Source organism: Streptomyces sp. enrichment culture (assembly GCF_964273145.1).
Classification (GTDB): Bacteria; Actinomycetota; Actinomycetes; order Streptomycetales; family Streptomycetaceae; genus Streptomyces.
Genome location: NZ_OZ186873.1, coordinates 3,808,415 through 3,822,107, shown reverse-complemented (window position 1 = coordinate 3,822,107; position 13,693 = coordinate 3,808,415). Strand labels below are relative to the sequence as shown.

12 protein-coding genes and 1 tRNA gene are annotated in these 13,693 nt (G+C 69.1%); 2 read left to right on the top strand and 11 right to left on the bottom strand.

All coding sequences use genetic code 11. The features are described 5' to 3' along the window. Positions 1–59: 59 nt before the first annotated feature. The 9 genes from rpoB to ACSU6Z_RS17310 all read right to left on the bottom strand — a co-directional run bounded on the left by rpoB (position 60) and on the right by ACSU6Z_RS17310 (position 9,293). The gene (rpoB, locus tag ACSU6Z_RS17350) at positions 60–3,545 is read right to left on the bottom strand and encodes a DNA-directed RNA polymerase subunit beta (protein WP_437046729.1); all 3,486 of its coding nucleotides are present in this window, start codon (positions 3,543–3,545) and stop codon (positions 60–62) included. A gap of 547 nt (positions 3,546–4,092) precedes the next feature. Further along, complete coding sequence (gene rplL / locus ACSU6Z_RS17345; protein WP_103781429.1) at positions 4,093–4,482, bottom strand: 50S ribosomal protein L7/L12; 390 nt, start codon at positions 4,480–4,482, stop codon at positions 4,093–4,095. Positions 4,483–4,596: 114 nt separating this feature from the next. Then, positions 4,597–5,127 (bottom strand): 50S ribosomal protein L10, encoded by a 531-nt coding sequence (rplJ, locus tag ACSU6Z_RS17340; RefSeq protein ID WP_437017153.1) that lies wholly within the window; start codon positions 5,125–5,127, stop codon positions 4,597–4,599. Between the two features lie 296 nt (positions 5,128–5,423). Further along, positions 5,424–6,311 (bottom strand): DUF1396 domain-containing protein, encoded by an 888-nt coding sequence (locus ACSU6Z_RS17335; protein ID WP_437046727.1) that lies wholly within the window; start codon positions 6,309–6,311, stop codon positions 5,424–5,426. Between the two features lie 164 nt (positions 6,312–6,475). Next, on the bottom strand, positions 6,476–7,201 hold the full coding sequence (gene rplA / locus ACSU6Z_RS17330; RefSeq protein ID WP_437046726.1) for a 50S ribosomal protein L1: 726 nt from the start codon (positions 7,199–7,201) through the stop codon (positions 6,476–6,478). 76 nt (positions 7,202–7,277) lie between these two features. Continuing rightward, the gene (gene rplK / locus ACSU6Z_RS17325; RefSeq protein ID WP_028420794.1) at positions 7,278–7,712 is read right to left on the bottom strand and encodes a 50S ribosomal protein L11; all 435 of its coding nucleotides are present in this window, start codon (positions 7,710–7,712) and stop codon (positions 7,278–7,280) included. 180 nt (positions 7,713–7,892) lie between these two features. After that, on the bottom strand, positions 7,893–8,744 hold the full coding sequence (nusG, locus tag ACSU6Z_RS17320; protein WP_437046724.1) for a transcription termination/antitermination protein NusG: 852 nt from the start codon (positions 8,742–8,744) through the stop codon (positions 7,893–7,895). Between the two features lie 80 nt (positions 8,745–8,824). Further along, complete coding sequence (gene secE / locus ACSU6Z_RS17315; protein ID WP_437046723.1) at positions 8,825–9,112, bottom strand: preprotein translocase subunit SecE; 288 nt, start codon at positions 9,110–9,112, stop codon at positions 8,825–8,827. Positions 9,113–9,220: 108 nt separating this feature from the next. Further along, positions 9,221–9,293 (bottom strand) — tRNA-Trp (locus ACSU6Z_RS17310). A gap of 281 nt (positions 9,294–9,574) precedes the next feature. On the opposite strand from ACSU6Z_RS17310, the gene ACSU6Z_RS17305 reads away from it, so the two are divergent. Together ACSU6Z_RS17305 and ACSU6Z_RS17300 are read left to right on the top strand one after the other, a co-directional pair. Then, a complete protein-coding gene (locus tag ACSU6Z_RS17305) occupies positions 9,575–10,801 on the top strand; it encodes a pyridoxal phosphate-dependent aminotransferase (RefSeq protein ID WP_437046721.1) in 1,227 nt (408 codons plus the stop codon). Positions 10,802–10,947: 146 nt separating this feature from the next. Beyond that, positions 10,948–11,997 carry an adenosine deaminase gene (locus ACSU6Z_RS17300; RefSeq protein WP_437046719.1) on the top strand — a complete coding sequence of 350 codons (1,050 nt, stop codon included), beginning with the start codon at positions 10,948–10,950 and terminating at the stop codon, positions 11,995–11,997. A gap of 129 nt (positions 11,998–12,126) precedes the next feature. On the opposite strand, the gene ACSU6Z_RS17295 is transcribed toward ACSU6Z_RS17300, so the two are convergent. Both ACSU6Z_RS17295 and ACSU6Z_RS17290 read right to left on the bottom strand, forming a co-directional pair. Beyond that, positions 12,127–13,182 carry a UDP-N-acetylmuramate dehydrogenase gene (locus ACSU6Z_RS17295; RefSeq protein ID WP_437046717.1) on the bottom strand — a complete coding sequence of 352 codons (1,056 nt, stop codon included), beginning with the start codon at positions 13,180–13,182 and terminating at the stop codon, positions 12,127–12,129. A 93-nt stretch (positions 13,183–13,275) separates the two neighbouring features. Then, the gene (locus tag ACSU6Z_RS17290) at positions 13,276–13,656 is read right to left on the bottom strand and encodes a DUF3291 domain-containing protein (protein ID WP_437046715.1); all 381 of its coding nucleotides are present in this window, start codon (positions 13,654–13,656) and stop codon (positions 13,276–13,278) included. Between the last annotated feature and the right edge of the window lie 37 nt (positions 13,657–13,693).

Below are 13,693 nucleotides of genomic sequence, written 5' to 3'. Positions count from 1 at the left end.
CCTGGGGCCGGCCGGAGGCTCAGGGATCTTCATCGCTGAACCTCCGGACCGGACTCCCGTCAGACCTCTTCGACGCTGCTCGGCTCGCGCCGGGACAGGTCGATACCGAGCTCCTCCGCTGCGCGGAAGACGTCCTCGTCGGTGTCGCGCATCTCGATGGACATACCGTCGCTGGACAGCACCTCCACGTTCAGGCAGAGCGACTGCATCTCCTTGATGAGCACCTTGAAGGACTCGGGGATGCCGGGTTCGGGGATGTTCTCGCCCTTGACGATGGCCTCGTAGACCTTCACGCGGCCGGTCACGTCGTCGGACTTGATGGTCAGCAGCTCCTGGAGCGCGTAGGCGGCGCCGTACGCCTCGAGTGCCCACACCTCCATCTCGCCGAACCGCTGGCCACCGAACTGGGCCTTACCACCCAGCGGCTGCTGGGTGATCATCGAGTACGGACCGGTCGAGCGGGCGTGCAGCTTGTCGTCGACCAGGTGGTGCAGCTTCAGGATGTACATGTAGCCGACCGAAATCGGGTCCGGGAACGGCTCACCGCTACGGCCGTCGAACAGCCGCGCCTTGCCGGTCGGGAGCACCATGCGCTCGCCGTCGCGGTTCGGGATGGTGTGCTGGAGCAGACCCGCGAGCTCGTCCTCACGCGCACCGTCGAAGACCGGGGTGGCGACGTTGGTGCCGGGCTCGACCTTGTCGGCGCCGATGGCCTGGAGGCGCTGCGCCCATTCGTCGGCGAGGCCGGAGACGTCCCAGCCGCGGCTGGCGAGCCAGCCGAGGTGGATCTCCAGGACCTGTCCCGGGTTCATTCGGGACGGCACACCGAGCGGGTTGAGGATGATGTCGACCGGGGTGCCGTCCTCCAGGAACGGCATGTCCTCGATCGGCAGGATCTTGGAGATGACACCCTTGTTGCCGTGCCGGCCGGCGAGCTTGTCACCGTCGGTGATCTTGCGCTTCTGCGCCACGTAGACGCGGACCAGCTGGTTCACGCCCGGCGGGAGCTCGTCGCCCTCCTCGCGGTCGAAGACGCGCACGCCGATGACCTTGCCGGTCTCGCCGTGCGGCACCTTCAGCGAGGTGTCACGGACCTCACGGGCCTTCTCACCGAAGATCGCGCGCAGCAGGCGCTCCTCCGGCGTCAGCTCGGTCTCACCCTTGGGCGTGACCTTGCCGACGAGGATGTCACCGGCGATGACCTCGGCGCCGATGCGGATGATGCCGCGCTCGTCGAGGTCGGCGAGGACCTCCTCGGAGACGTTCGGGATGTCCCGGGTGATCTCCTCGGGGCCGAGCTTGGTGTCACGGGCGTCGACCTCGTGCTCCTCGATGTGGATCGAGGAGAGGACGTCGTCCTGCACGAGGCGCTGCGACAGGATGATCGCGTCCTCGTAGTTGTGACCCTCCCACGGCATGAACGCCACGAGCAGGTTCTTGCCGAGGGCCATCTCGCCGTTCTGGGTGGCCGGGCCGTCGGCGAGGACCTGGCCCTCGACGACGCGGTCGCCCTCGTTGACGATGACCTTCTGGTTGACCGAGGTGCCCTGGTTGGAGCGGGCGAACTTGGCCAGGCGGTACGTGATGTACGTGCCGTCGTCGTTGGCGGTGGTGATGTAGTCCGCGGAGACCTCCTGGACCACACCGGCCTTCTCGGCCTTGACCACGTCGCCGGCGTCGACCGCGGAGCGGTACTCCATGCCGGTGCCGACGAGCGGCGCCTCGGACTTAATCAGCGGCACGGCCTGGCGCATCATGTTCGCGCCCATGAGGGCGCGGTTGGCGTCGTCGTGCTCCAGGAAGGGGATCATGGCGGTCGCGACCGACACCATCTGGCGCGGCGAGACGTCCATGTAGTCCACGTCCTCGGGGCCGACGTAGTCGACCTCGCCGCCCTTGCGGCGGACCAGCACGCGGGCCTCGGCGAAGCGCATCTCGTCGGTCAGCGGCGCGTTGGCCTGCGCGATGACGAAGCGGTCCTCCTCGTCGGCGGTCAGGTAGTCGACCTCGTCGGTGACCTGGCCGTCGACGACCTTGCGGTACGGCGTCTCGATGAAGCCGAACGCGTTGACCCGGCCGTAGGAGGCGAGCGAGCCGATCAGACCGATGTTCGGGCCTTCCGGCGTCTCGATCGGGCACATGCGGCCGTAGTGCGACGGGTGGACGTCACGGACCTCGAAGCCGGCCCGCTCACGGGAGAGACCACCCGGGCCGAGGGCGTTCAGACGACGCTTGTGCGTCAGCCCCGACAGCGGGTTGTTCTGGTCCATGAACTGGGACAGCTGGCTGGTGCCGAAGAACTCCTTGATGGAGGCGACGACCGGCCGGATGTTGATCAGGGTCTGCGGCGTGATCGCCTCGACGTCCTGGGTGGTCATGCGCTCGCGCACGACGCGCTCCATACGGGCGAGACCCGTACGGACCTGGTTCTGGATCAGCTCGCCGACGCTGCGGATGCGGCGGTTGCCGAAGTGGTCGATGTCGTCGGTCTCGACGATGATCGAGCGACCCGACTCGCCGACCGTCTCGGTCTCGCCGGCGTGCAGCTTCACCAGGTACTTGATCGTCGCGATGATGTCCTCGACGGTCAGGACGCCCGCGTCCAGCGGGGTGTCCGTACCCAGCTTCTTGTTGACCTTGTAGCGGCCGACCTTGGCGAGGTCGTAGCGCTTGGGGTTGAAGTAGAGGTTCTCCAGCAGCGTCTGCGCGGCCTCGCGCGTGGGGGGCTCGCCCGGACGCAGCTTGCGGTAGATGTCGAGCAGCGCGTCGTCCTGACCCTGGGTGTGGTCCTTCTCCAGGGTGGCGCGCATGGACTCGTACTCGCCGAACTCCTCGAGGATCTGCTCGGTCGTCCACCCGAGCGCCTTGAGCAGGACGGTCACGGACTGCTTGCGCTTGCGGTCGACGCGGACGCCGACCATGTCGCGCTTGTCGATCTCGAACTCCAGCCAGGCACCCCGGGACGGGATGATCTTGGCGGAGAAGATGTCCTTGTCGGAGGTCTTGTCGATGGAGGAGTCGAAGTAGACACCCGGCGAACGGACCAGCTGCGACACCACGACACGCTCGGTGCCGTTGATGACGAAGGTGCCCTTGTTCGTCATGAGCGGGAAGTCGCCCATGAAGACGGTCTGGGACTTGATCTCGCCGGTCTCGTTGTTGGTGAACTCGGCGGTGACGAAGAGCGGGGCCGCGTACGTGAAGTCGCGCTCCTTGCACTCGTCGATCGAGTTCTTCGGCGGCTCGAAGCGGTGGTCGCGGAAGGTCAGCGACATCGACCCGGAGAAGTCCTCGATCGGGGAGATCTCCTCGAAGATCTCCTCCAGACCGGACTTGGTGGGGACGTCCTGACCGTTCTCGAGAGCCTCCTCGACGCGAGCCTTCCACGCGTCGTTGCCGAGGAGCCAGTCGAAGCTCTCGGTCTGGAGCGCGAGAAGGTTCGGAACCTCGAGGGGCTCCTTGATCTTTGCAAAGGAGATGCGCAGCGGGGCGGTGCTGGCGCCGTTGTTCGTATTCGCGGTCGAGGCAGTGCGCGAGGCGGCCAAGAGGGGGTCCTTCCGAGGGCTCGGACTCACTACGCGCGTACCGGCCCCTCCCCCTTCACGGAGGCAGAAGTCCCAGGTCGGAGATCTTCTGGTCGTCCGTGCTCGGGTGAGGGTAGACCCCTGGTGACGGGCAGGGGGCAGCTAACAGGCAGCGCAAAGGGTCAGTGTAGCCACAAGGCACACTGATGTCCAGTCCCCTTTTCCTGAGACCCTCATTGTTCTCAACGCCTGCGGCATGCTGCCCTCAACGCACGTTGATACTGCCCTCTTCGTCGCCGATCCATGCCTCGGATTGGATCCTTGTGGCGACGCGTCCTGAGAATTGCGCGCTGCGTGCGGTTCGTCAAGGCCTCCTCGGCCGAACCCTTGGCCGAACCGAGGTCCCCCGAGACACGACGAAGATCACCTTACCCCCCGCGCACACGGGTGCAAGGCAAGCGCCGCCGCACCGCGGGGTACGCCGAAGGGCGACCACCCGGATGGATGATCGCCCTTCGGTGCGTTCGCGTTACAGCCCTAGGGGGCTGTTTCGCTCTTCGCGAAGGTCTTACTTGACCTCGACGGAGGCGCCGGCGCCCTCGAGGGCCTCCTTGGCCTTGTCGGCGGCCTCCTTGTTGACCTTCTCCAGAACCGGCTTCGGGGTGCCGTCGACCAGGTCCTTGGCCTCCTTCAGGCCGAGGGAGGTCAGCTCGCGCACGACCTTGATGACCTGGATCTTCTTGTCACCGGCGCCGGTGAGGATGACGTCGAACTCGTCCTTCTCCTCGGCGGCCTCGGCGGCGGCGCCACCAGCGGCACCACCGGCGACGACGACCGGGGCGGCCGCGGCGGCGGTGACGTCGAACTTCTCCTCGAAGGCCTTCACGAACTCGGAGAGCTCGATGAGGGTCATCTCCTCGAACTGGGCCAGCAGCTCGTCCTGGGTGAGCTTCGCCATGATGGCGGTCCTTCCACTAAATCGGCAGGTGCCGGATGTACTGGGTAAGGCGGGCGTACGTCGGGCCCGCAACGACCCTCGCCTCAAGCGGCGAGGATCGGAAAGCGAGCCGAATTACTCGGCACCGCCCTGCTCGTCCTGCTTGGCACGGAGCGCGTCCACGGTGCGGACGAGCTTCGACGGCAGCGCCTGGAAGACGGAGGCAGCCTGGGACTGCTTCGCCTTGAAGGCACCGGCCAGCTTGGAGAGCAGAACCTCGCGGGACTCGAGGTCCGCAAGCTTCTTGATCTCGTCGGCGGACAGCACCTTGCCGTCAAGGACACCGCCCTTGATGACGAGATTCGGGTTGTCCTTGGCGAAGTCACGCAGACCCTTCGCCGACTCCACCGGGTCACCGGTGATGAAGGCGACAGCCGTCGGACCATTGAACTGGTCGTCCAGCGTCGTGATCCCGGCCTCGTTGGCCGCAATCTTGGTCAGCGTGTTCTTCACCACGGCGTACTGGGCGTTCTCACCGAGCGACCGGCGCAGCTGCTTGAGCTGTGCCACGGTGAGACCGCGGTACTCGGTCAGCACGGCGGCGTTGGAGCTGCGGAACTTGTCCGTCAGCTCGGCAACCGCGGCAGCCTTGTCGGGCCTCGCCATAGAGCCTCGGCCTCCTTCCGGGTGATTCGGACCGCGCGGACCCGAAGGAGGACTGGGGAAAACGAAACGCCCCGGCGCAGGCGCACGGGGCGTAGCTACCACCGGACACGCGCATGCGCGCGGCACACGGCTTCCGGGAGCTTCTCCACTGTCACCTGCGCGGGTCGTCCGCAGTTCAGCGGATCCTTCGGCCACCGCACCCTCATGCGAGCGCACGGCAACGACCAGCGGTCTTTGGCTTCTGTAGGAGAGTACGTGAACGGATCGCCGCAGGGCAAATCCGCCCCTGCGGCGGCTCAGCCGGCCGACGCGCCGGCCATCAGGTCCTCCAGGGTGGCGACGTCCTCGGCGGGCGGGGCGGCGACCTCCACCGGCTTGTTGACGTCGAGGAAGGTGAACGTCATGTCGAGCGGGCCCTTGTCGGCGTCCCCGCGCATGCGGAACCGCTCGGTGTGGTCCTCGCCGTCCACCCGCATGTCCATGGCGAGCTTGTCGACGCCCGGCTTCTCGTACTGCTCGATGCTCTTCTCGCGCCGTTCGCGGGTCTCCTTGGCCTCGTCCTTCGAGGAGGTCCGCAGATCGTCCAGGGTGAGGGTGCCCGAGTAGCGGGTGGTCTCGACGCCGTCGACCTTCTCCTCGCCGACCTTCTTCACGTCCTTGGCGCCGGTGAGGAAGGTGGACTCGGTCGCCGGGTTCCGGTCGGCCCGGGAGACCGTCCCGAGCTGGTTCAGCTCCTTGTCGGCGCCCATGGCGGCGAGGTCGAACTTGAGCCAGCTCTTGCCGCCCATCTCCTGGGCGGCGGCACCGCCGCTCATGTACATGACCTTGTCGACCAGCCGGATCTCGACGGTGCCGTCGGTGCCCTGGTCGAACGCCTTCATCTTCATGCTCATGGCGACCTCGGGCTTGACCCGCATCGACGCCTCGGCCTCGATCCGGCCCTGCTCGGGGACGCTGCCGTTCAGCCGGTACCGGAGGGACGTGATGTCCTCCGTGTTCTTCGCCGCCTTGGCGACGGCCGCCGCCGGCGTCATCTCGGGCGACTCCTCGCCCTTGCCGCACCCGGCGGCACCGGCGGCCAGCAGCAGCGCGGCGAGACCCGCGCCGGCCGCCCGGTGCGCGGGACGGCTTACGAAGTTCTTCTCTGATTCCCCCCCATGGGACACATGGTTGATCCACAGCAAGTTGATGATCGTATCCGCGTCGCCCCGGACGGACCGTCGATTTGTTCGGCTCGCTCGGCGCCGGCCGTCCGCGCCCCGCCCCCCGGGTCCGCCCCCGGCAAAGGGAACGGGCCCCGCACCTCGGAAGGTGCGGGGCCCGTGAACCGGTTGGGCGAGCCTCAGGCTCAGACCGCCGCCGGGTCCTCCTCAACGAGGAGGTTGCGGGTGCGGTTCGGGTCGACCGGGATGCCGGGGCCCATCGTGGTGGTGATGGCGGCCTTCTTGATGTAGCGGCCCTTGGCGGCGGACGGCTTCAGACGGAGGATCTCCTCCAGGGCCGCGCCGTAGTTCTCCACCAGCTTGGTGTCGTCGAAGGACACCTTGCCGATGATGAAGTGCAGGTTCGCGTGCTTGTCGACACGGAACTCGATCTTGCCGCCCTTGATGTCGGTGACGGCCTTGGTGACGTCCGGGGTCACGGTGCCGGTCTTCGGGTTCGGCATCAGGCCACGGGGACCGAGCACGCGGCCGAGGCGGCCGACCTTGCCCATGAGGTCCGGGGTGGCGACGACGGCGTCGAAGTCCAGACGGCCCTTCGCCACCTCGTCGATCAGCTCGTCGGCGCCGACGATGTCGGCGCCCGCGGCACGCGCGGCCTCGGCACGGTCGCCGGTCGCGAAGACCAGGACCCGGGCGGTCTTACCGGTGCCGTGCGGGAGGTTCACGGTGCCACGGACCATCTGGTCGGCCTTGCGCGGGTCGACGCCCAGACGGAAGGCGACCTCGACGGTGCCGTCGAACTTGGTCGTGGAGGTCTCCTTGGCGAGACGGACGGCCTCGAGGGGAGCGTAGAGCTTCTCCCGGTCGATCTTGGCGTCCGCAGCGCGGAGAGACTTGCTGCGCTTGCTCACTACTGCTCCTGTGGATTCTTAGGAGTTGTGGTCCGGGCCGAGCAGGCCCCGCCACCTCTGCTGCTGAAGGTTGGGGTCAGCCCTCGACCGTGACGCCCATGGAACGGGCGGTGCCGGCGATGATCTTCTCGGCGGCGTCCAGGTCGTTGGCGTTGAGGTCGGGCATCTTGGTCTGGGCGATCTCGCGGACCTGGTCGCGGGTGATCTTGGCGACCTTGGTCTTGTGCGGCTCGCCGGAGCCCTTCTCCACGCCCGCGGCCTTGAGGATCATCTTGGCGGCCGGCGGCGTCTTGGTGATGAAGGTGAAGGAGCGGTCCTCGTAGACCGTGATCTCCACCGGGATGACCCAACCGCGCTGCGACTCGGTCGCGGCGTTGTAGGCCTTGCAGAACTCCATGATGTTGACGCCGTGCTGACCCAGCGCGGGGCCGACCGGCGGGGCCGGGTTCGCGGCACCGGCCTGGATCTGGAGCTTGATGAGCCCCGTGACCTTCTTCTTCTTGGGAGGCATGGCTCTCCGGGTCCTTTCATTCGGGTCCTGCCTGCGTACGGGGGACAGCCCGGACGCAGGCATACCGCACAACGATAACGGGTATGGATGCGCGGCTGAAAACCGAGCAGGTCAGGCAGTTGCCGAGGCAACCACCTGACCTGCTCGGAGGCTGGGGGTCCAGGACGAACCGGCGGAGGGCTAGTTCTTCTGGATCTGGTCGAAGGACAGCTCGACCGGGGTCTCCCGGCCGAAGATCTCGACGAGGCCCTTGACCTTCTTCGAGTCGGCGTTGATCTCGTTGATGGTGGCCTGGAGCGTGGCGAACGGGCCGTCGGTGACGGTGACCGAGTCGCCGACCTCGAAGTCCAGCACCTGGACCTCGACCTTGCGCTGCGGAACGGGCTTGCCCTCGGCCTCGGCGGCCTCGCGGGCGGCCTTCTCCTCGGCCTCGGGGGCGAGCATCTTGACGATCTCGTCCAGGGTCAGCGGGTACGGGTCGTAGGCGTTGCCCACGAAGCCGGTCACGCCGGGCGTGTTGCGGACGACACCCCAGGACTCGTTCGTCAGGTCCATGCGGACCAGGACGTAGCCCGGGAGCTTGTTCTGCTTGATGTTCTTCCGCTCGCCGTTCTTGATCTGGACGATCTCTTCCTCGGGCACCTCGGCCTGGTAGATGAAGTCCTCGACGTTCAGCGAGACGGCGCGCTGCTCCAGGTTGGCCTTCACGCGCTTCTCGTAGCCGGCGTAGGTGTGGATGACGTACCACTCGCCGGGCAGGCCGCGCAGCTCCTGGCGGAGCTTCTCGACCGGGTCGAGCTCGGGCTCGGACGCGGCCTCGGGCTCCGCCTCCTCGGCCTCGCCCTCCTCGCCGGTGTCGCCCTCGCCGCCGTCCTCGGCCTCCGCCCCGGCGGCCTCGTCCGCGTCGACGTCAACAGCCTCGACCTCGGCGGAGGTCTCGGTGTCCTCGTTGTCCGCGCCCTCGACGGTGCCGAGCTCGTCCTCGACGGACTCGACCGGCTCGATGGCGTCGTTCACGTTCGGGTCAGACACGGTGGCTGCTTCTTCCTGGATACATGGGGGTGGAACACGCGAAACGGGCGCCGGGTATCACGGCGCCCTTCGCAGGTGGCTCAGCCGAAGACGTACTTGGCGGCGTTGCTGAGTCCATAGTCAATCACGGTCACCAGAGCGATCATGACGGCGACGAAAATGATCACCACGGTGGTGTACGACGTCAGCTGGTTGCGCGTGGGCCAGACGACCTTGCGGAGCTCCGCGACGATCTGGCGGTAGAAGAGCGCGAGGCGCTTCAGCGGGCCCTTCTTGGCTCGCTTGCCGCCCTTGCGGGTCTTCTTCTGAGAGTCCGGCGCCTCGTCCTGGGCATCAGGCATGTCGATGGAGCCCACGGCGTCCGTCACTCGTCCTCACCTGATTCCGGGTCGTGGCCGTGCCGCGCCCGGTCTGAGCCGCACGGCGTTGCATTGCTGTACGTACATGCGCACACATCCTGGCGAAGGTGTGTGTAGCAGGGCCGGAGGGACTTGAACCCCCAACCGCTGGTTTTGGAGACCAGTGCTCTACCAATTGAGCTACGACCCTTTGTGTGCCCCCCAACGTACCGCATCCCCCCGGATGCCTGGCGTGCATCGATCGGGCGCGGACTGCTGAAGGCCAACGAGGTGAGAGTGTACGTGGTCTGCGGCCGGTCGTCGAACGGAACAGACACGTGATTCGTCCCGCGGGGGATCGTTGGCCGAAGATCGACCCGGCCGCGGGCCGGTTCCGGACCGGTGTCCGGGAGTTTGCCCGGTCTGCACCCGGGGTGTTCAGTGGGTGAAACCCGTGTGCCGGGGTGGTTTCCGGTCTGGAACGATGGCCCCATGAGCGCTGCAACCCCTCCCTCCGAGCGCCGGGTCTCCGCCCGAGTCGGCGCGATCTCCGAGTCCGCCACCCTGGCCGTGGACGCCAAGGCCAAGGCCCTCAAGGCCGCCGGGCGTCCGGTGATCGGCTTCGGCGCCGGTGAGCCCGACTTCCCGACGCCGGACTACATCGTCGAGGCGGCCGTCGAGGCCTGCAAGAACCCGAAGTACCACCGCTACACCCCGGCCGGCGGCCTGCCCGAGCTGAAGGCCGCGATCGTCGCGAAGACGCTGCGCGACTCCGGCTACGAGGTCGACGCCTCCCAGGTGCTCGTCACCAACGGCGGCAAGCAGGCCATCTACGAGGCCTTCGCCGCGATCCTCGACCCGGGTGACGAGGTCATCGTCCCGGCGCCGTACTGGACGACGTACCCGGAGTCGATCCGGCTGGCCGGCGGTGTGCCGGTCGAGGTGGTCGCCGACGAGACGACCGGCTACCGGGTCTCGGTCGAGCAGCTGGAGGCGGCGCGCACGGAGAGGACGAAGGTCGTCCTGTTCGTCTCCCCCTCCAACCCGACCGGCGCGGTCTACAGCGAGGCCGACGCCGAGGCGATCGGCCGCTGGGCCGTCGAGCACGGGCTGTGGGTGCTGACCGACGAGATCTACGAGCACCTCGTCTACGGCGACGCCCGGTTCACGTCCCTGCCGGCGCTCGTGCCCGAGCTGCGGGACAAGTGCATCGTGGTCAACGGCGTGGCCAAGACGTACGCGATGACCGGCTGGCGGGTCGGGTGGGTCATCGGCCCGAAGGACGTGGTGAAGGCCGCGACCAACCTCCAGTCGCACGCCACGTCGAACGTGTCCAACGTGGCGCAGGCGGCGGCGCTCGCGGCGGTCTCCGGGGGCCTGGAGGCGGTCGCGCGGATGCGCGAGGCGTTCGACCGGCGGCGCAGGACCATCGTGCGGATGCTCAACGAGATCGACGGCGTGGTGTGCCCGGAGCCGGAGGGCGCGTTCTACGCCTACCCCTCGGTGAAGGGGCTGCTCGGCAAGGAGATCCGCGGCAAGCGGCCGCGGGACACGGTCGAGCTGGCCGCGCTGATCCTGGAGGAGGCCGAGGTCGCGGTGGTGCCCGGCGAGGCGTTCGGTACGCCGGGGTACCTGCGGCTGTCGTACGCGCTGGGTGACGAGGACCTGGCCGAGGGCGTCTCGCGGATCCAGAAGCTGCTGGCGGAGGCGCGGGACTGACCCGTCCGGAGGCCTCGGGACCCCCGCCTCTCCACGTCCGCGTGTCGAGGGGTGGGGGTCCTCGTGTGTTCGTGTGTTCGTGCGAGCAGAGCCACATGCGGGGAAAGCCCTACCGGGGCGGCGGGGGCGTGCGGCAGGATCCTCGGATGGAGCACGTACGTGATCTCTCTGAACTGCCGAAGGCCCATCTGCACCTGCACTTCACCGGCTCGATGCGGCCGGCCACCCTCCTGGAACTGGCCGACAAGTACGGAGTACGGCTGCCGGAGGCGCTGACCGAGGCGCTGACCGGCGGGGAGCCGCCGCGGCTGCGGGCGACCGACGAGCGGGGCTGGTTCCGCTTCCAGCGGTTGTACGACGCGGCGCGCTCGTGCCTGCGGGAGCCGGAGGACATCCGGCGGCTGGTGCGGGAGGCCGCGGAGGAGGACGTGCGGGACGGGTCGGGGTGGCTGGAGATCCAGGTGGACCCGACGTCGTACGCGCCGCGCCTGGGCGGGCTGATTCCGACGATGGAGATCATCCTGGACGCGGTGGAGTCGGCGACGCGGGAGACCGGGCTCGGGATGCGGGTGCTGGTCGCCGCGAACCGGATGAGGCACCCGCTGGACGCGCGGACGCTGGCGCGGCTGGCGGTGCGGTACGCGGACCGGGGGGTGATCGGGTTCGGGCTGTCGAACGACGAACGGCGGGGCATGGCGCGGGACTTCGATCGGGCGTTCGCGATCGCGCGGGACGGAGGGCTGCTGTCGGCGCCGCACGGGGGTGAGCTGGCCGGTGTCGCCTCGGTGCGGGACTGCCTGGACGACCTGGGGGCCGACCGGATCGGGCACGGGGTGCGGGCGGCGGAGGATCCGCGGCTGCTGAAGCGGCTGGCGGACCGGGAGGTGACGTGCGAGGTGTGCCCGGCGTCGAACGTGGCGCTGGGGGTGTACGAGAGGTTCGAGGACGTGCCGTTGCGGACGCTGTTCGAGGCGGGGGTGCCGGTGGCGCTCGGCGCGGACGATCCGTTGCTGTTCGGGTCGCGGCTGGCCGCCCAGTACGAGATCGCGCGGCGGTACCACGGGTTCGGCGATGCGGAGCTCGCCGAGCTGGCCCGGCAGTCGGTGCGGGGGTCGGCGGCGCCGAAGGACGTGAAGGAGGAGCTGCTGGCCGGGATCGACGGGTGGCTGGCGGGGACGGGGCCCGACCGCGGGTAGGACGGGGCCGTTCGGCGGTGGTGCGGGGCCTGCGGCGCCCGTACGGCTCCGGTGGGGTCGGAGTGCCCGCGGCGGCCTGTGCGGGTTCGGCGTGGGCGTGGCGTACCGACCGCTTTCCGGGTGGTGCGGCTAGAGGCTGACGCCGACCGTCACCGGCTCGTTGACCAAGGTGATCCCGAAGGCGTCGCGGACGCCGGCGACGACCTCGCGGGCCAGGGCGAGCAGGTCCTCCGTGGTCGCCCCGCCCCGGTTGGTGAGGGCGAGGGTGTGCTTGGTGGAGATGCGGGCGGGGCCCGTGCCGTACCCCTTGGTGAAGCCCGCCTTGTCGATCAGCCAGGCCGCGGAGGTCTTCGTGCGGCCCTCGCCGGCGGGGTAGGCGGGCGGCTCCGCGCCGTCGCCGAGGCGGTCGCGGACGCGGGCGCGGAAGGCGGTGAACTCGGCGTCCGTGAGGATCGGGTTGGTGAAGAACGAGCCGGCCGACCAGGTGTCGTGGTCCTCCGGGTCCAGGACCATGCCCTTGCCGGCGCGCAGTTTCAGGACCGTGTCGCGGGCGGAGGCGAGCGGTACGCGGTCGCCCGGCGCGACACCGAGGGCGCGGGCCGTCTCGGCGTACTTCAGGGGGCCCGACAGGCCGTCCGCGTCCTCCAGCTCGAAGCGGACGCGCAGCACGACGTACCGCTCCGGGTCGGCCTTGAAGCGGCTGTGGCGGTAGGAGAAGGCGCACTCGGCGTTGGTGAGGACGACCGTCTCGCGGGCCCGGCGGTCGTACGCGGTCACCTCGGTGATCGTGGCGGAGACCTCCTGGCCGTACGCCCCGACGTTCTGGATGGGGGTCGCGCCCGCCGAGCCGGGGATGCCGGCGAGGCACTCGATGCCGGCGAGGCCGGCCTCGACCGTGCGGGCGACGGCGTCGGTCCACACCTCGCCGGCGGCCAGTTCCAGCGCCGTGCCGTCGAGCGTGAGGCCGCGCGTGGCGATGTGCAGGGCGGTTCCGTCGAAGCCCTTGTCGCCGATGACGAGGTTCGAGCCGCCGCCGATGAGCAGCAGCGGGGTGCCGGTGTCGTCGGCCTCGCGGACGGCCGCGATCACCTCGTCGTCCGTCGTCGCGGTGACCAGCCGGGTCGCGGGGCCGCCCAGCCGGAAGGTGGTCAGCGGGGCGAGCGGGGCGTCGTGGAGTTCCTGCACGCGCCCAAGACTACGAGACGGCGCCGGCAGCCCGGTGCCACGGGAGCCGCCCCGGCCGGTCGGCCGGGGCGGCCCGCCGCACGCGCGCGTGGCTCACGTCAGACGCCGCCGCGCCTCCGTCCAGCTCGGCGGGAGGTCGTCAGCGGCGGCCGTCCAGGTGGCGAACCTGGCGTCCCGCATCTGCGCGGCCAGTTTCCGGGAGGCGGGGGCGTGGGGGTCCGAGCGCGCGAAGTCCTTGAGGGCCCCGGGCGATTCCCAGGCGGACAGCGTCCAGAAGGTCCGTTTGAGGGGTTCCGCCTTCAGGGACGCCCCGTACGCGCCGGGGGCGCGGCCCACCTGCCGCCATACCCCCGGGGTGCGGACCAGGAACAGGAGCGCTCCCAGGAGGGTGCGGGTCTCGAAGCGGGAGGCGAAGACGTGGACCTCGGCGGACGGTGACGGGGGGTTCGGTGCGGTCCAGGGCAGGGTGGGCATGGGCGGGTCCTTTCGGTCGTTTCGGTCCGCGGCTGTG

Excerpts from the sequence above, each read along its gene's own strand:
- rplL (WP_103781429.1), bottom strand. The coding sequence starts at position 4,482 with ATGGCGAAGCTCACCCAGGACGAGCTGCTGGCCCAGTTCGAGGAGATG.
- ACSU6Z_RS17290 (WP_437046715.1), bottom strand. The coding sequence starts at position 13,656 with ATGCCCACCCTGCCCTGGACCGCACCGAACCCCCCGTCACCGTCCGCC.
- rplJ (WP_437017153.1), bottom strand. The coding sequence starts at position 5,127 with ATGGCGAGGCCCGACAAGGCTGCCGCGGTTGCCGAGCTGACGGACAAG.
- rplK (WP_028420794.1), bottom strand. The coding sequence starts at position 7,712 with ATGCCTCCCAAGAAGAAGAAGGTCACGGGGCTCATCAAGCTCCAGATC.
- ACSU6Z_RS17300 (WP_437046719.1), top strand. The coding sequence starts at position 10,948 with ATGGAGCACGTACGTGATCTCTCTGAACTGCCGAAGGCCCATCTGCAC.
- ACSU6Z_RS17305 (WP_437046721.1), top strand. The coding sequence starts at position 9,575 with ATGAGCGCTGCAACCCCTCCCTCCGAGCGCCGGGTCTCCGCCCGAGTC.